The sequence below is a fragment of the Streptococcus lactarius genome (assembly GCF_016642265.1).
Taxonomy (GTDB): domain Bacteria; phylum Bacillota; class Bacilli; order Lactobacillales; family Streptococcaceae; genus Streptococcus; species Streptococcus lactarius.
On sequence record NZ_MRXX01000005.1, the window covers coordinates 79321 to 101769 of the forward strand.

Here is a 22449-nt window from a genome sequence, read left to right on the forward strand (position 1 = left end):
TCCCACTCTCTTTTTAGTTACATGGTTTTGTCTTTGTCACGTACCACTAGTAAGTCAACCTTGGCGTGGCGAAGGATATATTCTGAGGAGGATCCGACCATGAGGCGTTCAAAGGCATTGAGTCCAGTAGCTCCAACCATAATCAGGTCAATTCCTTCTTTACTTGGGATATCATTTGCCAGGAGCACTTTTGGATTTCCCATCTCTACCACAGTGACTACATTTTTAACCCCAACATTTAGAGCGCGTTCTTTGTACCCTTGAAGGAGCTCTGTGGCTTCTTTTTGCAAGGCTTCGTAGACTTCGGCATCAAAGGTTGAGACGCTTTGTAGTGCACGTGTGTCAATCACATGAGCAATGGTCAATTTGGAGCCATTGCGAAGAGAAACATTGACCCCCTTTTCAAAGGCCAACTCGGCTTCATGCGAACCGTCAATTGCGACCATAATGTTTTCGTATGTTTGAGACATGTCTCTACCTCCTTTTTAGCTTGAAAACAGGGACAAGATACCAGAAGGATCCATCCTTTTTATAATTGTATTGTATCTCTTTTATACTGGAATGTAAAGGTAAAGTCGTGCTTTTTCTTCTCTATTTTTTCCGAAAGTTTTGAAGGTCTCAGATTGTACTCTCCCTGAACTAGTGGTATAATAGAAATAATTTCGTGAATCGAGGCATAGTATGAAAGAATACAATAAATCAAGTAAGTTGGAACATGTGGCTTATGATATTCGTGGCCCAGTTTTAGAAGAAGCCATGCGTATGCGGGCAAATGGCGAAAAAATCCTCCGTCTGAATACAGGAAATCCTGCTGAATTTGGCTTTACAGCACCCGATGAAGTCATCCATGATTTAATCATGAATGCGCGTGATAGTGAAGGTTACTCGGATTCAAAAGGGATTTTTTCAGCCCGCAAGGCCATCATGCAGTACTGCCAGTTGAAGAAAATTCCAAATGTGGATATCGATGATATTTACCTTGGAAACGGGGTGAGTGAGCTGATCGTCATGTCCATGCAAGGCTTGCTGGACAATGGCGATGAGGTCTTAGTTCCCATGCCGGATTACCCTCTTTGGACAGCAGCTGTCAGTCTAGCTGGTGGGAATGCGGTGCATTACCTTTGTGATGAAGAAGCAGATTGGTATCCAGATATTGAAGACATCAAATCCAAGATCACCTCAAATACCAAAGCCATCGTCGTTATCAATCCAAATAATCCAACAGGAGCGCTCTATCCAGAAGAGATCCTGCTTGAGATTGTGGAAATTGCTCGTCAAAACAACCTGATCATTTTTGCGGATGAAATCTACGACCGTCTGGTCATGGATGGGGAAAAACACACAGCTATTGCAAGTCTGGCCCCTGATCTCTTTTGTGTCAGCATGAATGGCTTGTCAAAATCTCACCGAATTGCTGGTTTCCGTGTTGGTTGGATGGTTCTGTCTGGTCCAAAGAAACACGTGAAGGGCTACATTGAAGGACTCAATATGTTGTCCAATATGCGTTTGTGCTCGAATGTTCTATCCCAACAGGTCGTGCAAACCTCTCTTGGTGGCTACCAATCGGTGGATGAACTCTTGCTTCCAGGTGGTCGAATCTACGAACAACGCAACTTTATCTACAAGGCTATCAATGATATCCCAGGTCTCTCAGCGGTTAAGCCAAAAGCTGGTCTCTATATCTTCCCTAAGATTGACCGAGACATGTACCGAGTGGATGATGACGAGCAATTTGTCTTGAATTTCTTGAAACAAGAGAAGATCCTCTTGGTTCATGGACGTGGATTTAACTGGAAAGATCCAGATCACTTCCGGATTGTTTACCTCCCACGGGTGGACGAATTGGCTCAAATTCAAGAAAAAATGACCCGTTTCTTGAAACAATACAAACGCTAAGAAGAAATAAAGGTGGAAAACCGAAGGAATTGTCTTCAAATTCTGTTTGGTTTCCCTCCTTTTTTAGTAGTCTCTTTAAATTGTGCACAATTGTAGAAAAAATAAATAATTTTCAGATAATTTGATTGAAATTCCCTCACTTATATGATATACTTTAGTCGACTATATGCGAGGTTTATTATGGCTAAATTATTAGAAAAGACACGTAAAATCACCTCTATCCTGAAACGGACAGATGAACAGTTACAGGCTGAGATGCCTTACAATGATATTGCTCAGCAATTGGCAGATATCATCCATTGTAATGCTTGTATCATTAACAGCAAGGGGACCCTTCTTGGTTATTTCATGCGTTACAAGACCAATAACGACCGGGTGGAAGCTTTCTTCCAAAACAAAAAGCTACCAGAAGATTATGCCAAGGCAGCTAGTTTGGTCTATGATACAGAAGCCAATTTAGATGTGGACCATGATTTGAGTATATTTCCGGTCGAAACCAAGTCTGAATTTCCTGATGGCTTGACCACCATTGCGCCGATTCATGTTTCTGGGATTCGGTTGGGTTCCTTGATCATTTGGCGCAATGATAAACCGTTTGCGGATGATGATTTGATCTTGGTTGAGATTGCGAGCACCGTGGTGGGCATTCAAATGTTGAACTTCCAACGCGAGGAAGATGAGAAGAACATTCGTCGCCGGACAGCTGTCAATATGGCTGTCAATACCTTGTCCTACTCAGAATTACGGGCCGTCTCTGCTATTTTGAATGAGTTGAATGGCAACGAAGGCCAATTGACAGCCTCTGTCATTGCAGACCGGATCGGAATTACCCGCTCGGTGATTGTCAATGCCCTTCGTAAATTAGAGTCAGCTGGTATTATTGAAAGCCGTTCTCTAGGAATGAAGGGAACCTATTTAAAAGTGTTGATACCAGATGTGTTTGAGGAAATTAAGAAAAGAGAATACTAATGATGAAAGCGTTGATTTCCATTGATTATACCGTTGATTTTGTAGCAGATGATGGCAAGTTGACAGCAGGGTCACCTGCCCAAGCCATTTCTGAGACCATTGCACAGGTGACCCAGTTGGCCTTTGACCAAGGAGCCTATGTCTTTTTTGCCATTGATGGGCATGATGTTAACGATCCATTCCATCCTGAAAGTAAGCTTTTCCCACCTCATAATATCATTGGGACGAGTGGTCGTGATTTGTACGGCCCTTTAGCAGATTTTTATCGGGAGCACAAAGCGGATCCACGCGTCTTTTGGATGGACAAGCGGCATTATTCGGCTTTTTCTGGGACGGACTTGGATATCCGCTTGCGGGAACGCCATGTAGATACAGTGATCTTGACGGGTGTATTAACGGATATCTGTGTTCTTCACACAGCGGTTGATGCCTATAATCTTGGCTATCAGATCCAAGTGGTTGCACCGGCAGTAGCCTCGCTCACTCCTGAAAATCACCAGTTCGCCTTGAATCATTTCAAGCATGTCTTAGGAGCCAGCTTGGTGGACGATCAACTCGCTCCATTAGATCAAAATGAAGGTTAAGTTAAAATAGAGGTTTGTGGCAAGCTGTCCAGGCCTCTTTTTTGTGCTTAGGAATTGTTTTCCACTCTTGAAAATGGTATTCTAATGAAAGAAAACAAGGGGGAGTTATGACTAAAAAAGCTGTTGTCTTTTCGGCCAATCTATCTTATATGGAGAAGTTGGAAATTGCTATAAAATCCCTGTGTGCGCATCAGGGTCAATGGAAGATTTATGTGTTGAATGAAGATTTACCGACAGAGTGGTTTGCCATCATGAATCAGCGCTTGCAAGTGTTGGATTCAGAAATCATCAATTGTCGGATGTCGGCGGAGCAATTTCAATCCTTCTCGCTTCCAAGTAGCCATATCCACTATTCAACCTATTTCCGCTATTGTATTCCAGATGTGGTGGAAGAAAAGCGGGTCCTCTACTTGGATTGCGACATGATCTTTACACAGGATTTGTCTCCCTTGTTTGACGTAGATCTACAAGGATTGGGACTTGGGGCTGTTGTTGACAAACCAACGACGACAGCGGGATTTAATGCTGGTCTCTTGCTGATCGATCGAGATTGGTGGCAGGAGCATCAGGTCACAGAAGCTCTATTTGCTCTGACCAAGGACCACCATCAGGAAGTTTACGGGGATCAAGGAATCTTGAATCTTTATTTCAAAGATGCCTGGTGCCCCTTGCCCTGGACCTATAATCTCCAAGTGGGATCGGATAAGGATCAGTATATCTATGGAGACTTAGCTTGGTACGACGCCTTTCAAGGAGTTCCGGCGGTTGTCCACTATACCTCCCACAATAAGCCATGGACCTCTAAACGGTTCAATCGTTTCCGCGAACTCTGGTGGTTTTATTATGCTCTTTCTTGGGAGGAAGTTTTGCTTCGAAAACCAATTCTCAAGCAAGATTTTGAAGATTTGGTGGGAACATATCCTTATCATGCTGCTATCTACACGAATACCGCAGATATCCATGAGCTGGAGACTCTGTTAAAAGAGTTGCCGAATGTCGCCTTTCATGTCCTTGCTCATAGCCATTTTGGCTTTAACTTGGTACAATTAGAACGTTACCCCAACCTCTTTCTTTACCCCTCATTTGATCCGTTGACCAGTCGAAAGGTCTTGGGGAAATTGGACTTTTATCTGGATATCAATCCTTATGGCGAAGTGGATCAGATCACGGAAAAAATCAGTCAGAAAGGCCTCCCTATTTTTTCTTTTGAAGGGACGAATCATGTGAAGACAGGGGAAAATATCGTCTTTGCGGATGATCAAGTGGCCCAAATGGTGGCAGCCATTCGCGATTATTTAAAGAGAAGCGAGAAGAATCATGCAAGCAAATGAAGTAGTGAGTATCATCATTCCCATTTATAAGGTAGAAGCGTATCTGAGGCAGTGTTTGGAGACGGTTACCCACCAGACCTACCCGCATTTGGAAATTATTTTGGTCAATGATGGTTCGCCAGATCACTCCGAAGAGATCTGTAAGGAATTTTTCAAACGAGATACACGCATTCGCTATGTCCGTCAGGAAAACGGTGGCCTATCAGCGGCTCGAAATACAGGAATTGAGTTGGCTACAGGAGACTACATCACCTTTATCGACCCGGATGACTGGGTGACAGAGGATTATGTAGAAGTCCTCTATCAAAAACTCAAAGACTACCATGCGGATGTTTCAACAGCTAACTACAACCTTTACGATGACAGTAGTAGCAAGTACTTGATCAAGGTGACGGAAGCGGATTATTCCGAGACCCTTTATGAGGGACGAGCCATTATGGATCAGGATGCTATCCAAGAAACCAGAGATATGGCCTGGGCCTGTGCGATGATGAAGCTTTATAAGCGCAGCTTATTTGAGGGCTTACGCTTTCCAGTTGGAAAAAATGTGGAAGACAACTTCCTCATGTACAAGTTGTTGTTAAAGGCTGATCGGGTGGTTCATACAGAGAAGTGCATTTATTGGTATCGAGTGGGTCGTAAAGATACCCTCTCACAAGTTTGGACAGAAAAGCGGGTGATCGATGAGATGGAAGCCAAACAGGAAAAATTAGCTCTCCTTGGGATGTTGGGCTATGATTTGACCTGGCACCGTTATATCTATAAAACACGTTTGAAGCGGGCCCTTGAAAAATTAGAGGAAGCGGGTCTTCAGGAAACGGAAACCTATGCGCGTGTGCGGATGAACCTCAGTCTGATTGAAAATATAAAGGAATAGGATGGCAACGGAAAGGAGCACTATGCTCATCATTGCAAAAGAAGAGACCCTGGAGCTGGCTCGTTTGGAAAAACTTCTACACCAACTCAATCAACCCTACCGGGTGCTATTGACCAATCTGGAAACCGATCTGGAGAAGGAAAAGGAAAGCCTGGCAACTTTCTTTACCCAGCAAGATCCATCATCGAAAATAGGAGAGCCCTTATTTTTCAATGATTTGGAGGTTCCTGAATATTGGGAGCCGTGGACATTGGGAATCACGACCTATATTTTTGATGGAACAGAACGTCGGGCAAATGTGATTTTTCGGAAAGATGTCTTGTCTCGGACCGTTGGAAGAGTTGAGTGGTTTGGTCAGGGAGAAGAGATCGCAACTATTGATTTTTATAATCGCTATGGCTGGCGTAGTAAGCAAAGTTTGTTGGATGAAAGAGGTCAAGCTTATCTGGAGATTTATCTCAATCAAAAACAAGAAGAAGTCCTCCTCCACTTTGTCTCAGAAGGGACCTTTTTGCATCAAACCGCTAAGGGACGTGATCGAGTGCATGCCAACAAAGAGGAGCTTTTAAGAGCTGTTTTAGATCACCTTCTGCCTGAGGCAAAAGGCGTTCTTTTGATGGATAAGGATCTGCTTTCTTTTGTAGAACGGATAGATAAAGAACGATTGGCCTATTGTGGGAATTGGTCACTCGATCTAGCTGAGCTTACAGAGCATGTCGGCCAACTGATGGTTTTGGATGAGACTCTCTTGCCAGAGAAAAAAGAAGGCTTGATGGAGCTCTCAGGATTTGTGGACCTTGAAGGAGTCAGCTTTCATCCTCAAGCTCTGATCATGACAGCTTCGCAAGAAGTGAAAGGCTTATCCAACTTGGTTGATCAATTTCCACAAGTGACCTTTCACATTTCAGCCTTGACAACTATGGGACCTAAATTAACAGAGCTTGCTCCTTGCTCCAATGTTCGGCTATACCCGGGCATTTCAATGGATCAATACGAAGAGTTACTGGCAAGTTGTTCGCTTTATCTGGATTGCAATCAGGGAAAAGAAGTGCTCAGCAGTAGCATACGTGCTCTTGAAAATGGGCAACTGTTACTTGGCCTACAGGACACGGTGCATCAGGAAGTCTACAAAGAATTGACCACTGTCACGGAGACTGTAGAGGAGATGGAGGTGCAACTTGGAGAAATCCTAGCTCATCCAGAGAGTTTCCAAGAACGCTTGAAAGAGCAAGCCCACATCTTGCAGCTTCCCAAAAAAGAAGAGCTACGAAAACGATTTGAGTGTTTAGAGGGAGGCAGCCATGAGCATCTATACCTTTAATTTATTGGTGGGTTATGAGCCCAATGGGGTTGATGTGGCGCAAGCCTCAAGAGCTAAGCTACTTCGTGATTTAGGAGTGCAATCGACCTTTGTTTTTACCACTTGGCCAAGCCCTGAAAAATTAGCTTATTACCTTTCTTTGGGACACCGAGACGAGGAATTGCTTTATGCCCAGCTAGCTTTTACGGATCAAGAAAAGACGGTCCCTCAACAGACAGTTGGGGCCTTGCAAATGGCCTTGCAGTTGACTCGCCTAGATATCATCGAACAATCAGAAGAAAAAATTTGCTATCAGTTGGCAGACAATAATGTCTTGGTCTTTCATCTAGATCCCTACCACCCAGACTGCGTGCGCTATGTGGATTATCTGTTGGGGACCACGATCATCAAGCGAGAGTATTATGGTGCTTGTAAACTGGTGACGGAATATTTTCAATACGGAAGTGTGATTAGACGGACCTATCATGATCAGAATGGGCGGATCGCCTTTGAAGAAGCGAGACAAGGTGGACATTGGCTCTCTAAAATGGGGCCGGAAATCTTGACAAGCCAAACGGAGGTGATGCGACGATTTCTCTCGAAACTTTCACTAAAAAAGGAAGATTTAATCCTAGTGGATCGAGCTTCAAGAATGGAATTTGCTCGTCCCTTGTTGGAGCAAAGGTCTTCTGCTAAGTTGGCTATGGTCTTTCATTCGGAACACGAATTTGAAAATGGCCAACTCAACTACGAATATTATTATGTATTCAAGTATGCCCAACGCTTTGATGCCTTCATCACTGCGACAGAGGCGCAAAAAGAAGTGTTACAGCAGACGCTTGCCAAGCAAGATTGTCATGGAATTCCCATCTACACCATTCCAGTGGGTCATCTAGAGAAGCTGACAGGTTCACTAGAAGGAAGGCGCCCTTTTAGTCTAATGACAGCATCGCGTCTTGATCCAAGAAAGCGTCTGGATTTGGCCATTCGTGTCGTCGCAACAGCTCATCTAACCTTGCCGGATCTTCGGTTTGATATCTATGGGAAAGGTGGAGAAGAGGACAACTTGCAGAACCTGATTCAAGAGCTTGGAGCACAAGATTATATTTACCTACGCGGTCATGCGGATCTTCAGCAGATATACCCTCGCTACCAGGCTTATCTCACCACTTCTCAGTGGGAGACCTTCGGTTTGACCCTGATGGAGGCGGCTGGAGCAGGGTTGGCCTTGCTCGGCTTTGATGCTCGCTATGGGAATCCGACCTTTATTAAAGATGGGAAGAACGGCTTTTTAGTGGATTATAGTGAAAAGATCCCAGAAGCAGACTTAGTCAAGGAGCTTGCAAATAGGCTTGTAGAGCTTTTCCAAGGGAATGTCACTCCTTTCCATCAAGCTTCGTATGAACTAGCTTCTTGCTACCTCACATCCAAGGTCCAGGAAGTTTGGAAGCAGGCTCTCAAGGACATGGGGCAACTGGATGAAAAAGAAATCTAAACAGTAGAATCTGTAGCGACAAAAAAGTCCTACAGATTTTTTCTATCTCAAGCAAATTAGGCTAAAATATGGTAAAATAGAGGGTATTGAAAAACCATCATTTCACGAAAGGAAGCAAGATGAAAATTACGCAAGAAGAGGTAACCCACGTTGCCAATCTTTCAAAATTAAAATTCTCTCCAGAAGAGACCGCTGAATTTGCGACAACCTTGTCGAAGATTGTCGACATGGTGGAATTGTTGGAAGAAGTGGATACAACCGGTGTGGCCCCAACAACGACCATGGCTGACCGCAAGACTGTATTGCGTCCGGATGTAGCTGAAAAAGGCACTGACCGTGACCGTTTGTTTAAAAATGTACCTGAAAAAGATAATTACTACATCAAGGTACCAGCTATCCTAGAAGATGGAGGAGATGCCTAATGTCATTCAACCATAAAACCATTGAAGAGTTGCACGACCTCCTTGTTTCTAAGGAAATTTCAGCAACCGAATTGACCCAAGCAACGCTTGATGATATCAAGGCGCGTGAAGAAGCCGTCAATGCCTTTGTGACGGTGGCTGAAGAAGCTGCCCTTGCACAAGCCAAGGTCATTGATGAAAAAGGGATCGATGCAGATAACCTCATGTCAGGGATTCCACTTGCTGTCAAAGATAACATCTCTACCGATGGTATCTTGACGACTGCAGCTTCAAAAATGCTCTATAACTACAAGCCCATCTTTGATGCAACAGCGGTTGCCAATGCGAAAGCCAAAGATATGATTGTCATCGGGAAGACCAACATGGACGAATTTGCTATGGGTGGATCTGGTGAAACGTCTTACTATGGACCAGCCAAAAATGCTTGGGACCACAGCAAGGTTCCTGGTGGATCATCCAGTGGTTCTGCAGTTTCTGTAGCATCAGGGCAAGTCCGCTTGTCTCTTGGTTCGGATACAGGTGGTTCTATTCGCCAACCAGCAGCCTTTAACGGGATTGTTGGTCTTAAGCCAACCTACGGAACAGTTTCTCGTTTCGGTCTCATTGCTTTTGGTAGCTCACTTGACCAGATTGGGACCTTCTCACAAACCGTTAAGGAAAATGCCCAATTGCTTAATGTCATTGCCAGTGAAGATGCCAAGGATTCAACTTCTGCGCCAGTGCGCGTAGCAGACTTTACTTCTAAGATTGGTCAAGACATTAAAGGCATGAAGATTGCCCTTCCGAAAGAATACCTTGGGGAAGGAATTGACCCTGAAGTTAAAGAAACGATTCTTAATGCGGCCAAACATTTTGAAAAATTGGGAGCAACTGTCGAAGAAGTCAGCCTTCCTCATTCTAAATATGGGGTTGCTGTTTACTACATCATTGCTTCTTCAGAAGCCTCTTCAAACTTGCAACGTTTCGATGGCATTCGCTATGGTTTCCGTGAGGAAGATGCCAAGAACTTGGATGACATCTATGTGAACACTCGTAGCCAAGGCTTTGGTGATGAAGTCAAACGCCGGATCATGCTGGGTACCTTTAGTTTGTCATCTGGTTACTACGATGCCTACTACAAGAAGGCTGGTCAGGTTCGTACCCTCATCATTCGAGACTTCGAAAAAGTCTTTGCGGATTACGACCTCATCCTTGGTCCTACAGCTCCAAGCGTGGCCTTTGATTTGGATTCGCTTAACCATGATCCGGTTGCCATGTACTTGGCGGACTTGTTGACCATTCCAGTTAACTTGGCAGGTCTTCCAGGAATTTCGATTCCTGCAGGTTTTGCGCAAGGTCTTCCAGTTGGTTTGCAGTTGATCGGTCCGAAGTATTCTGAAGAGACTATCTACCAAGCTGCAGCTGCCTTTGAAGCAACGACAGATTACCATAAGCAACAACCCCTTATTTTCGGAGGTGACAATTAATGAACTTTGAAACAGTCATCGGACTTGAAGTCCACGTTGAATTGAATACAAATTCAAAAATTTTCTCACCAACCTCTGCTCACTTTGGGAACGAGCAAAATGCCAATACCAATGTGATTGACTGGTCCTTCCCAGGAGTCCTTCCTGTCTTGAACAAGGGTGTTGTGGATGCTGGTATTAAAGCTGCTTTGGCCTTGAATATGGATATCCATCAGCACATGCACTTTGACCGTAAGAACTACTTCTACCCTGATAATCCAAAGGCCTACCAAATTTCGCAATTTGATGAGCCTATCGGTTACAATGGGTGGATTGAAGTGCAACTAGAAGACGGCTCAACTAAGAAAATCGGGATTGAACGGGCCCACTTGGAAGAAGATGCTGGTAAGAACACCCACGGAACAGACGGTTTCTCTTATGTAGACCTCAACCGTCAAGGGGTGCCATTGATTGAGATCGTATCTGAAGCAGACATGCGTTCTCCTGAAGAAGCTTACGCCTATTTGACAGCTTTGAAAGAAGTCATCCAATACACAGGCATTTCTGATGTCAAGATGGAAGAAGGATCGATGCGGGTCGATGCCAACATTTCTCTACGGCCATACGGTCAAGAGGAGTTTGGAACCAAGACGGAGTTGAAAAACTTGAACTCCTTCTCAAACGTCCGCAAAGGTCTTGAATACGAAGTGCAACGTCAAGCGAAAATCTTGCGCTCAGGTGGTGTCATTCGTCAAGAAACACGCCGTTACGATGAAGCCCACAAGAGCACGATCCTTATGCGGGTCAAAGAAGGAGCGGCAGATTACCGTTACTTCCCAGAACCAGATCTTCCCTTGTTTGAAATCTCAGATGAGTGGATTGAGGAAATGCGCACAGAATTGCCAGAATTTCCAAAAGATCGCCGTGCTCGCTACGTGGCGGAGCTTGGCTTGTCTGACTATGATGCCAACCAACTGACAGCGACGAAAGTCACTTCTGACTTCTTTGAAGCAGCCGTAGCCCTTGGTGGAGATGCCAAACAAGTGTCTAACTGGCTCCAAGGTGAAGTTGCTCAATTCTTGAATGCAGAAGGCAAGACGCTTGAAGAAATCCAATTGACACCAGAAAACTTGGTCGAAATGATTGCCATCATCGAAGATGGCACCATCTCATCTAAGATTGCCAAGAAAGTCTTCGTTCATTTGGCGAAAAACGGTGGCGGTGCGCGTGAATACGTCGAAAAAGCTGGATTGGTACAGATTTCAGACCCTGAAGTTTTGATTCCAATCATCCACCAAGTCTTTGCAGACAATGAAGCGGCTGTAGCCGACTTCAAGTCAGGAAAACGGAATGCCGACAAGGCCTTCACAGGTTTCCTTATGAAAGCAACCAAAGGCCAAGCCAACCCACAAGTAGCCCTCAAGTTACTTGCTCAAGAATTGGCGAAGTTGAAAGAAGATTGATAGAAAAAGAACCAGCCGAGAGGTTGGTTTTTACTATCCATAAAATTGTGTTAGAATAGGAAAGACGATTACATGTCAACAGGTATTAGGAGGAGTCACATGAACAAATTTTTAAGAGTTTTATTTATCCTAGTCATTATCGCTATGTCTGGAGCGATTATCTTCCAACTATTCTTTCCATCCTATATGGGAAGTCATTCGGGATATGGTATTTCTGTCGGTTGGCAGAGGGAGATAGGGATTTGGAATGTGGCCGTTCTTGTGATCTTGATTGCCGTCAATCTCAAATACGATTGGTTTTATCTTCGGACGGTATTATTGGCCTTGATCATTGGTGGGATTGGAATTGGAACCAATCATCTTTTCAGTTATTTTCACTATCATCTGCCTGTCAATGGGATCGGTGCGCTTGAAAATTATCTCCTTGTCCTTGGTTGGATGGTAGGCTGGAGAATAGAGAATTCACGAATCAAGAAGAAGTAAGAAGGAGCAGTCGAAGGGCGGCTCTTTTTTATCTTCAGTTTCTTCTTGACAAAGTTTGTGAAAAGGCTTACAATGGGTTTGTTGAGTTTCCTGAAAAGGAAAATGCAAATCATGGAAATATAAAGGAGATATTCACATGGCTACTATGAAAGCAGCTCGCTGGCATGCAGCAAAAGACGTTCGTATCGAAGAAGTAGAAGTACCTGAAGTACTTCCGCACCAAGTAAAAGTGGCGGTTAAGTTCACAGGGATCTGTGGAACGGACTTGCATGAATATTTGGATGGACCGATCTTCATTCCAACTGAAGAACATGTCTATTCTGGTCAAAAAGCACCGGTTACCTTGGGGCATGAATTCTCAGGTCAAATTGTCGAAGTCGGAAGTGATGTGACTCGAGTGAAAGTTGGCGATCGGGTAACGATTGAACCAATTTTGGCAAAACATAACTTGATCGGTGATTACAACCTTGATCCAAACTTGAACTTTGTTGGGCTCGCTGCTGATGGTGGTTTTGCGAAGTATTGTGTGCTTGATGGTGATCTTGTGCATGTGATTCCAGATAGCTTGAGCTATGAACAAGCAGCTCTTACAGAACCGGCAGCGGTTGCGGTCTATGCGGTTCGTCAATCTGCTATCAAGGCTGGAGATACAGCAGTTGTCTTTGGTTTGGGGCCAATTGGTCTCTTGATCGTGGAAGCTCTCCGTGCAGCAGGTGCTTCAAAAATTTATGCGGTTGAGTTGTCTCCTGAACGCCAAGCTAAAGCTGAAGAGCTGGGTGCCATTGTGGTTCATCCGCAAGATGGTGAATCAGTGGTTGATGCTATCCATCGTTTGACAGGTGGTGGTGCCGATGTGTCTTATGAAGTTACAGGTGTTCCGGTCGTTTTAGGCCAAGCCCTGGCAGCAGTTCATAAAGCTGGTGAATGTATGGTTGTTTCTATCTGGGAACGTGAAGCCAGCATCAATCCGAATGAATTTGCCATCCAAGAAAAATCTCTGAAAGGGATCATTGCTTACCGTCACATTTTCCCTAAAGTATTAGAGTTGATGGAACAAGGATATTTCTCTGCTGAAAAATTGGTTACCAAGAAAATCAAGTTGGAAAATATCGTCCAAGATGGCTTTATTGAATTGACACAAGATAAGTCTCAAATCAAGATTTTAGTTGAGCCAGAATAATGGGAATTTTAGAAGGTATTGCATCCTATTGTTCTAGATTATCCTAGAATGGCTATGAGTTGAAAAGCCTTCATCATAGAAGAGTGGAACAGAAAGAATGTTGAAACATTCTTTCTGTTTTGCTCTTTTTTGAATCAAAAGAAAATAATCCATTGCAATTTTTCTGAAGTTTTGATATATTAAATATATCAACATTGATATAAAATATAGGCGTTTTATCAGGAGGTGTCAATGAAAAAGAAAACGCTTACTCAAGATCAAGGAAAAGAGGATTCTTATGAACCATAAAATGTTTGAAAAACGTTGTCATTATAGTATCCGTAAGTTTGCGATTGGGGCAGCATCGGTCATGATTGGGGCTAGTTTATTTGGTGTTCAACTAGCGCATGCAGCAGAAACGGAAGCTCCCACATCTGAAGAGGAAGTCATCCATCAGGTTGAGCCCTTAGACAAATTACCTGAGGATGTTGCAGCAGCTATTTCCAAAGCAGATCAAACCCCTAGCCCTGCCCCTTCTACTGAAGAAGCTACAGAACATCCAAAACCATCCAGTGAAACAGCGGATGCAACCCCGCTTGCACCTAAGGTGGAGACTCCTACAAGTCCAGCAGATTCTGGAAATGGAAAGGCTGAGGTTGCTACTCCGAAGCCTTCCTTAGATAAGGCTCTTGAGCCAAAGCCGGATACAGCTGCAATACCTGACAAGAATGAGCAAGGAGGCCGAGCGGGTGCTAAGGAAGCAACCCCAAATACGACTAAGCCAGAGCTGACGAGAGACAAAGAAACTGAAGATCGGCTCTTACAGGAAAGAAAGCAAAATTTCAATAAAGACTGGTATTTTAAACTAAATACTTCAGGAGATTTTTCTAAGAAAGAGGTAGATGTTCATGATTGGTCTAAGTTGAACCTGCCCCATGATTGGAGTATCTATTTTGATTTTGACCACCAATCACCTGCGCGAAACGAAGGTGGACAATTAAATGGGGGGACGGCATGGTACCGCAAGACCTTCACTGTCAATGAAGCAGACAAGAATAAGGATGTACGTCTAACATTTGATGGGGTCTATATGGATTCCAAAGTTTTTGTCAATGGTAAATTCGTAGGAAACTATCCAAGTGGTTACAATCATTTTTCATACAACATTACCGATTTTCTAAATAAAGATGGTAGTGAAAATACGATTGCCGTTCAGGTTACCAATAAACAACCAAGTAGCCGATGGTATTCAGGAAGTGGGATCTATCGAGATGTCACACTGAGCTATCTGGATCAGGTGCATGTGGCTGAAAATGGCAATCACATCACCACACCAAAACTAGCAGAGCAAAAAGATGGAGCTGTTGAAACTCTTATCCAAAGTAAGGTCCAAAATACGGGCAAAGAGCTTGCCAAGGTATTCCTTGAACAACAGATCTTTACCAAGGAAGGAAAAGCTGTTTCTGAAGTGATTCGCTCCGTTACAAAGAGTTTAGCAGAACATGAAACGGCTTCCTTTAGCCAAACCATCTTGGTGAACCAACCGACCTTGTGGACGACCAAGAGTTACCATCCTCAACTCTATGTCTTGAAAACCAGGGTTTACAAGGGAGACCAGCTGGTTGATGTTACAGAAGATACCTTTGGCTATCGTTATTTCAATTGGACGCCCAATGAAGGCTTCTCACTCAATGGTGAACGACTGAAATTTCATGGGGTGAGTATCCACCATGATAATGGTGCCTTAGGGGCAGAGGAAAACTACAAGGCGACCTATCGAAAATTAAAACTCTTAAAAGATATGGGGGTCAATGCGATTCGGACCACCCATAATCCGGCTAGTCCGCAGTTGTTGGATGCTGCTGCAAATCTTGGACTTTTAGTCCAAGAAGAAGCTTTTGATACTTGGTATGGTGGCAAAAAAACCTATGACTACGGTCGATTCTTTGACCAAGATGCAACGCATCCTGAAGCAAAGAAGGGTGAAAAATGGTCGGATTTTGACCTCAGGACCATGGTAGAACGAGATAAAAATAACCCAGCTATCATTATGTGGTCACTCGGAAATGAAGTAGATGAAGCCAATGGTAGTCAGCGCTCAATCGAAACCTTAAAGCGCTTGAAAGCAGTCATTAAGGCCATTGATACGGAACGCTATGTCACCATGGGTGAAAATAAATATAGCCGATCTGCTACGGGGAATTTCTTGAAACTGTCAGAACTACTGGATGCTGTAGGAATGAACTATGGGGAACGTTATTATGAGGCTGTTCGTAGAGCTCATCCAAACTGGTTGATCTATGGTTCTGAAACATCTTCAGCAACACGTACGCGCGATTCCTATTTTGATCCGGCTCATATCCTCAGCCACGACAATCGTCCAAATCGCCATTATGAACAATCCGATTATGGAAATGACCGTGTAGGATGGGGACGAACAGCTACGGAATCATGGACATTTGACCGAGATCATGCTGGTTATGCTGGCCAATTTATCTGGACAGGTATTGACTATATTGGTGAGCCAACTCCTTGGCACAACCAAGACAGCACACCAGTTAAAAGTTCCTTCTTTGGTATTATTGATACAGCTGGTTTGCCAAAAAATGACTTCTATCTTTATCGGAGTGAATGGTACAGTGACAAAGAAAAGCCAACGGTTCATATCTTACCTCATTGGAATTGGACAGATGAAACCCTTCGGGAACGGAAGATTTTGGTAGATGGAAAGGTTCCGGTTCGGACCTTCTCTAATGCGGCAAGTGTCGAATTGTTCTTAAATGGACAATCGCTTGGTAAAAAGGAATTTACTAAAAAAACAACCGAAGATGGTCGCCCTTATCATGAAGGGGCAAAACCGAGTGAGTTGTACTTAGAGTGGTTAGTGTCTTATCAACCAGGTACCTTGACAGCGATAGCGCGGGATGAAGAAGGTCATGAGGTCGCACGAGATCATGTCACGACTGCAGGAGAGCCAGCTAAGGTTCGCCTGACCAAAGAAGAAGAGGTGATCACAGCTGATGGAAAAGATCTCTCTTATATTCACTATGAAATTGTGGATAGTGAGGGAAATGTGGTGCCAACCGCTAATCAATTGGTCTACTTCAATCTTCATGGCCAAGGGCAAATTGTCGGAGTAGACAATGGGGAACAAGCAAGTCGCGAACGCTATAAGGCGCAAGCAGATGGAACATGGCAACGACGGGCCTTCAATGGAAAAGGAGTTGTCATTGTGAAATCTACTGAAAAAGAAGGTAAGTTTACCCTTTATGCAGATGCTGCTGGTCTAGCGTCTGACAGTACTACCGTTACGACAGTTTCTGGTAAAAAAGACCATCGTCACTTTGTCGCTTACTCGCCTGTTCAAGCAACAACAGATGTCAGTACTAAGCCTGTATTGCCAACTACAGTTACGGCAATTTATAGCGATGGAAGTGTAGAAGAAAAGTCAGTTCACTGGGATCTAGCAGAAGACTTACTGGCGAGTGCTGGTCAAAAGAAAGTCCAAGGAAGTGTAGAAGGTCTAGAGGCTCGAGCTCAAGCCCTTGTAAAAGTTGTCGCTCTAGACAAGTGGTTACCTAAAGTGGTTACTGTTCCAGTTGGGACAAAACCAGAAGAATTGGATAAAAGTGTGACAGCCCTTTTGACGGATGGGAACCTAGTCGACACAGAGGTGGTTTCGTGGACCTTGAAAGATCCTTCAGCTTTGACAAAAGAAGGAGGAAGTACACAAGCAACAGGTCAGTTGGTCGGCGATCATCACGAAGTGACGGCTACTTTTACTGCAAGTGATAAGGAAAGCACTCCGAGTGTAACGGGAATCACAGTTGGAGACCGTCCGCTTGAAAACTTTGAACCTGAGAAGACCTATTATCGCCTTTCTCTTCCTTATACGGCGACCACTCCAACTGTAGCAGCTCAAGCCAGTGGCTACCAGGTCACTGTTCAACAAGCTTCAGATAGCAACGATCATCAGGCTTCGATCTTCTTAAGTGCTCAGAATGGAGAATTAGTCCAAACCTACCTGATTCAGTTTGTCAAGGAAGCTCCAGCTTTGAAACGATTGGAAGTTCTGGTAGAGGGCAAAGATGCTGCAACAGAAGATCAAGTCTTACCATATCGCGTCATTGGACACTATGAGGATGGTTCGCAAACAGAATTCTCAGCTTCAGATGTGCATATGGAGACCCAATCTTCTGATGGAGGACGTGTCGAAGTCAGCGGACAAAACCTACTTCTTTATAGCAAAGGTCATGTGACCTTACGAGCTCGTTTGGACCATCAAGCTGACACTACTGAGTCCATCGCTACCCAAATGGTGATCAAAGAAAATACAGTAGTCAAAAAGATTGTCAAATTGCATCCTGTCTCCATTTCAACAGACCTTCATCAGCAACCGAATTTACCGACACAAGTTGGGGCTGAATTTGACCAAGGCCTGCCACGCAAAGTTTCGGTAACTTGGGACAAGATTGATGATAAAAACCTCAGTTCTTATCACAGCTTTAGTCTAAAAGGTCATGTTGAAGGAACGGATCTGGAAGCTCTCGCTACTGTTACGGTAGAAGGATTGCAAGTGGCTGAAGACATTAGTCTCACCCTTCCAAAAGGGGAAACGGTTCAATTGCCAGCAACTGTTCGCGCCTACCATTCAAACGGTACGATCCTTTATAAAGATGTCGTATGGGATCCAGTCCCAGCCAACTTCAGCCAAACTGAAGGAATGCATGACATCACGGGTCACATAGTGGGTAGCACGTTGACAACCAAGGCGCATGTTCGGGTTTCAAGCCAGGTTGTTGCTGGAAAGAATATCTCAAAACAATGGACAGGCTCTCAACTACCTGCAGCCATTGTATCTAATACAGGTGGAGACGATGCTGCCAATGCCTTAAATGATTTGACGATTTCAAGAACCAATGCAGATGCTAAGAATCGCTGGACAACTTGGCAAACTGATACAGATAATGATTGGGCAGCTATTTTATTTGGAAATTCTGGGGATTTGACCAAGCGCTTTGTTGATAATCTTTCTCTAGATTTTTACACAGATGGAGCGATTGGCCTTCCAAAAGACTATACCGTTGAATACTATGTTGGCAAAGAAATTCCAGATTTACCAAACGATGTCAACCATACCCAATCGGATCCCCATCATCCGTTTAACAATCCAGCCAATTGGAAAACCGTGGAAAATCTACAGGCTCCAAGTCAGTTGTCTGCGACTCAAACCAACCATCTGACCTTTGATAAGGTTGAAACCTATGCTGTTCGGATTCGCATGAAGAAGGCTGATGGAACGGCAGGTGTTGGCTTGACAGAAATGACCATTTTAGGCAATCAGGTTCCAAGTGCCACAAATTCAGAAATTTCGATCATGGTGGATGGCAAGAAGCTGGACCATTTCAATCCAGAAGTGACGGATTATTATGTCTCTGAAACGACGAAGGCCATCACCGCAAGTGCTAGCCAGAATGGCTTAGTCACCATTGTTCCAGCAACCAGTCCAAAAGGGGCTACCCGTCTTATTTTGAAGGCAGAAGATGGGTCTATTCTGAAGGAATACCGGATCTTCCGCAATAATGAAAAAGAAACGGCTCTTCCTCTTGCTACAGAAAATGGTGCCATGGCTGTTAATATTGGTGATCCGATTACCTTGCCAGCAAGCATGAAGGTCTATTACCCAGCTCAAAGTGGTTGGGTGACAGCCAATCTTGCAGTATCATGGGACGCTCTTCCAGCACATGCAGGAGAACAAGAAGGAAGTTTTGAAGTTCTGGGCCATGTCTTGGGTACTGATTTGACCACCAAGATGCAAGTGACAGTCCTTACCAAGGGCCATCAAGTCTTATCTGAAAATACCAGCAACAATACCAGTGATTCCAAAGCTTTTGCTTCTACCACAAATGACACTCAAGCTGCTTCCCATGACCGTATTTTCTACATCAATGATGGACAATTGAATGAAGATGGCCGTTGGACCAACTGGTCGCGTACTCCAAAAGATCAAGAAACTTCTGTGGGTATTCTCTTTAAGAAAAATGGCCAAATCATTTCACAAACTGTAGGAGAGGTTGCTATTCAATTCTTTAGAGATAGTGGCACAGATGCCCCTGCAAATCTTGTTCTAGAAAGATATGTTGGCCCTGCTTATTCAGAACCAAGCACGATCTCTCGTTATGAAGAAGATAGCACCCATCCGTTTAACAAGTCAGAAAATTGGACAGCCATTCCTTATCAGGCATCTGGAGAAATTGTAGCCGGTAAACCGATCACCTTTACCTTTGATCCGATTCAAACGACTGCGATTCGTGCACGTATGACGCGTAAACCGACTACCAATGGTCTAGCTGTCGTAGAATTCACGGCTTATTCACCAAGAAAAGTAGAAGATACTGTGACCCCGACGGTTGCTATTTCAGTTGCTGGAAAAGCCCTTGAACACTTTGATCCGGCAGTAACAGATTATACATTGGACGTAAATGGTGACAGACCACAAGTAACGGTTCAAACCACTGGCCATGGTGTTGCAAGTGTCATTGCTTCCACGAAGGATGATCTACCGACTCTTGTTCGTCTCCTATCTCAAGATGGTAGTCTGGTGAAAGAATACCATCTTCACTTCCAGACTCATCACCAATCCACTCCTCTAGAGGGAGATCAAAGTCTGGTTGTGGATCGTCCAAGTTTGGAAGTTAAAAAGACTCCGATTGCCTATGAAGAAGTGATGCGTGAAAATCCTGAGCTTCCTATCGGTCAACGGCGCGTGCTTGTAGAAGGAAAAAATGGGGAAAAAGTCGACTATTTTGCAGTATTAGGAAGCAAACGTACCCTTGTACATACAGAAACGACACCAGTTCAAAATCGCATCATCGAGATTGGAGTGAAACCTCTTGTAACTTCAAGTAAAGGTGAAGAGCCTGCTCCAGTCCTTGAAGTGCCAGAGTTTAAGGGAGGCGTCAATGCTGTCGAAGCAGCGGTTCATGATCTTCCAGCCTATACAGAACCTTTCGGTACAGTGGGTGAGCAAGCAGCTCCCATCCTTGAAGTGCCAGAGTTTAAGGGAGGCGTCAATGCTGTTAAAGCAGTGGTTCATGATCTCCCAGCCTACACCGGGCCTCTGGGAACAGTAGGGAATGAAGTTGCTCCAGAGCCTAATCAACCAAGAAAAGACGTTCGAGTCTTAGCGGATAAGGCTACAGGTGTCTGGGTAGCTGGGCTCTCAGATGACTTGGCAGCCAATCTTAAGCTTCAGGTTCAAAAGGTTCTGCGCCAAGACTTGGCAGGAACTCCTTACGACGCCTATCACTTGGCCTTGTTGGACCATGATAACCATGTGGTGACACCAAAAGGAGCGCTTTTGGTACACTTACCTATCAAAGGTCAGCTAAAAGCTGTGTATGCGATGAACCTTGATCAGACTCTTACAGAACAAAACGTAAAAGTTGTCGGAGATAGCTTGGAATTCACAAGCAAAGATCTGGGACTGTATGTGATCGTCTATCAAGCGTCTAGCCCTGAGATGGTGTCAACAAATCAAACACTTCCTGAATCCTGGGAACAAGGCGAAAAAGAAGTGAAAACGAATCCAGCAAGCCTTCCAAAAACAGGAGATACAAGGAGTACGGCACTCTTCTTAGAAAGTCTTGGTCTTCTCTTTGCAGCTTATCTCCTCTTAAAAAAGGGAAAAGAAGATAAAACTTCCTAAGACGGCTGTTACAAATTTGTAGGCTATCATAGCAATAACCTCCATGGTGAAAAGATACCATGGAGGTTGTTTTTTCTCCTTTTTTCTGTGATGGTAAAAAAGTATAGGGATTTAAGAAAACGCTTGCATAATTTTTTGAGCATGCTATACTGATGGAGCATCAATCGTTTTAAAGAGAGATATGAGAAAAAAATCTTATGTAACAGGCGATAAAAAGATCGTCTATGTGATTTGAACTTTAAAATTAGCTAGTCTCGGCTTCTCTATGGGCAAGAAAGGGAAAAAAGAAGACTAATTTCTGCTAGTGAGGATGGTCTCATTTGTGTTACAATAAAGACAGAAACATTCTAGGAGAAGTTATGTCGCCATCATTAAAAGGGACTGTGATGACCCTGATAGCAGGGATTGCTTGGGGCTTGTCGGGAGCTTGCGGTCAATACCTGATGTCTCACGGTTTTTCACCCATAACCTTGACCACCATGCGCTTGGTCTTTGCAGGAGCAGTACTCATTATCTTTGCTTATCTAGCGGATAAGAAAAAAATGACCGCCTTTCTGCGCGATCGGTCTACCTATCTCCCTCTTTGCTTGTTTTCCTTTTTGGGATTATTGATGACGCAGTTGACCTATTTAGAAGCCATCGATGCCACAAATGCGGGGACAGCCACGGTCTTGCAGTACCTTTGTCCCATCTTTGTCCTGGCATATACCTGCCTCAAGGATCGCTTAGCTCCAACAATTTCTGAGCTCGTATCCATGGTGTTAGCCATTGCTGGAACCTTTCTCATAGCGACCCACGGCCGGATGGATCAGTTAGCGATTACCCCAAGAGGCTTATTTTGGGGCCTGGTATCAGCAGTTGCTTATGCGCTGTATATCATTCTGCCTATTCCATTGATTCGAAAATGGGGTAGTATGCTAGTTATCGGATGTGGAATGGTCGTGCCAGGAATGGTCATGCTACCTTTTACAGCTGGTCAGATCATACAGGGCCAGTACGGTTTGGGCAATCTATTCGGACTTGTTGGCTTAGTGATGATTGGGACCATCTTTGCCTATACCGTCTTTCTTAAAGGAACCAGCCTGATCGGACCGGTAAAAGGAAGTCTACTAGCTTCAATTGAACCAATTTCAGCAGTTTTCTTTGCCTTTGCTATTATGAAGGAGCATTTCTTTGCCCTTGATTTTATCGGAATGGCTATGATCCTCCTTGCGGTTCTGATCATTTCCCTCAAGGATCTCCTGCTTCAAAAACAAAAAGGAATCTTGTAAAACAGTTCAGGCTACCTTCAGTCAGTGAGAGGCTGGGACAAAAGTC

Annotated in this window: 15 protein-coding genes; 14 read left to right on the forward strand and 1 reads right to left on the reverse strand. The window is 44.1% G+C overall.

Annotation, left to right across the window (positions count from 1 at the left end):
- Positions 1-17: 17 nt before the first annotated feature.
- Positions 18-470, reverse strand: a complete 453-nt coding sequence (locus BTU61_RS04365; RefSeq protein ID WP_187540139.1) for a universal stress protein — start codon at positions 468-470, stop codon at positions 18-20.
- A 211-nt stretch (positions 471-681) separates the two neighbouring features.
- Between BTU61_RS04365 and BTU61_RS04370 the strand changes: the two genes are divergently transcribed.
- The 14 genes from BTU61_RS04370 to BTU61_RS04435 all read left to right on the forward strand — a co-directional run bounded on the left by BTU61_RS04370 (position 682) and on the right by BTU61_RS04435 (position 22403).
- Positions 682-1896, forward strand: coding sequence for a pyridoxal phosphate-dependent aminotransferase (locus tag BTU61_RS04370; RefSeq protein ID WP_200772482.1), 1215 nt, complete (start codon positions 682-684; stop codon positions 1894-1896).
- Positions 1897-2076: 180 nt separating this feature from the next.
- Complete coding sequence (codY, locus tag BTU61_RS04375) at positions 2077-2865, forward strand: GTP-sensing pleiotropic transcriptional regulator CodY (RefSeq protein ID WP_200772483.1); 789 nt, start codon at positions 2077-2079, stop codon at positions 2863-2865.
- Positions 2865-3449: a cysteine hydrolase family protein gene (locus BTU61_RS04380; protein ID WP_200772484.1), complete on the forward strand. Its 585-nt coding sequence runs from the start codon at positions 2865-2867 to the stop codon at positions 3447-3449. Before codY ends, BTU61_RS04380 begins: the two co-directional genes overlap by 1 nt.
- Positions 3450-3556: 107 nt before the next feature.
- Positions 3557-4780 carry a glycosyltransferase gene (locus BTU61_RS04385; protein ID WP_200772485.1) on the forward strand — a complete coding sequence of 408 codons (1224 nt, stop codon included), beginning with the start codon at positions 3557-3559 and terminating at the stop codon, positions 4778-4780.
- A complete protein-coding gene (locus BTU61_RS04390) occupies positions 4767-5657 on the forward strand; it encodes a glycosyltransferase family 2 protein (RefSeq protein ID WP_200772486.1) in 891 nt (296 codons plus the stop codon). The genes BTU61_RS04385 and BTU61_RS04390 overlap by 14 nt, the downstream gene beginning before the upstream one ends.
- A 22-nt stretch (positions 5658-5679) precedes the next feature.
- The gene (locus tag BTU61_RS04395; RefSeq protein WP_200772487.1) at positions 5680-6978 is read left to right on the forward strand and encodes a glycosyltransferase family protein; all 1299 of its coding nucleotides are present in this window, start codon (positions 5680-5682) and stop codon (positions 6976-6978) included.
- Positions 6959-8452 (forward strand): glycosyltransferase, encoded by a 1494-nt coding sequence (locus tag BTU61_RS04400; RefSeq protein WP_200772488.1) that lies wholly within the window; start codon positions 6959-6961, stop codon positions 8450-8452. The genes BTU61_RS04395 and BTU61_RS04400 overlap by 20 nt, the downstream gene beginning before the upstream one ends.
- 119 nt (positions 8453-8571) lie before the next feature.
- Positions 8572-8874, forward strand: coding sequence for an Asp-tRNA(Asn)/Glu-tRNA(Gln) amidotransferase subunit GatC (gene gatC / locus BTU61_RS04405; protein WP_002884769.1), 303 nt, complete (start codon positions 8572-8574; stop codon positions 8872-8874).
- Positions 8874-10340, forward strand: a complete 1467-nt coding sequence (gatA, locus tag BTU61_RS04410; RefSeq protein WP_200772489.1) for an Asp-tRNA(Asn)/Glu-tRNA(Gln) amidotransferase subunit GatA — start codon at positions 8874-8876, stop codon at positions 10338-10340. The genes gatC and gatA overlap by 1 nt, the downstream gene beginning before the upstream one ends.
- Positions 10340-11782 (forward strand): Asp-tRNA(Asn)/Glu-tRNA(Gln) amidotransferase subunit GatB, encoded by a 1443-nt coding sequence (gene gatB / locus BTU61_RS04415; protein WP_060933859.1) that lies wholly within the window; start codon positions 10340-10342, stop codon positions 11780-11782. The genes gatA and gatB overlap by 1 nt, the downstream gene beginning before the upstream one ends.
- A 99-nt stretch (positions 11783-11881) precedes the next feature.
- Positions 11882-12265: a hypothetical protein gene (locus BTU61_RS04420; protein WP_200772490.1), complete on the forward strand. Its 384-nt coding sequence runs from the start codon at positions 11882-11884 to the stop codon at positions 12263-12265.
- Positions 12266-12401: 136 nt separating this feature from the next.
- Positions 12402-13445, forward strand: a complete 1044-nt coding sequence (locus tag BTU61_RS04425; protein WP_187540162.1) for a 2,3-butanediol dehydrogenase — start codon at positions 12402-12404, stop codon at positions 13443-13445.
- 277 nt (positions 13446-13722) lie between these two features.
- Positions 13723-21132, forward strand: coding sequence for an SIALI-17 repeat-containing surface protein (locus tag BTU61_RS04430; protein WP_200772491.1), 7410 nt, complete (start codon positions 13723-13725; stop codon positions 21130-21132).
- 359 nt (positions 21133-21491) lie between these two features.
- On the forward strand, positions 21492-22403 hold the full coding sequence (locus BTU61_RS04435; RefSeq protein ID WP_200772492.1) for a DMT family transporter: 912 nt from the start codon (positions 21492-21494) through the stop codon (positions 22401-22403).
- The last annotated feature ends 46 nt before the right edge of the window (positions 22404-22449 follow it).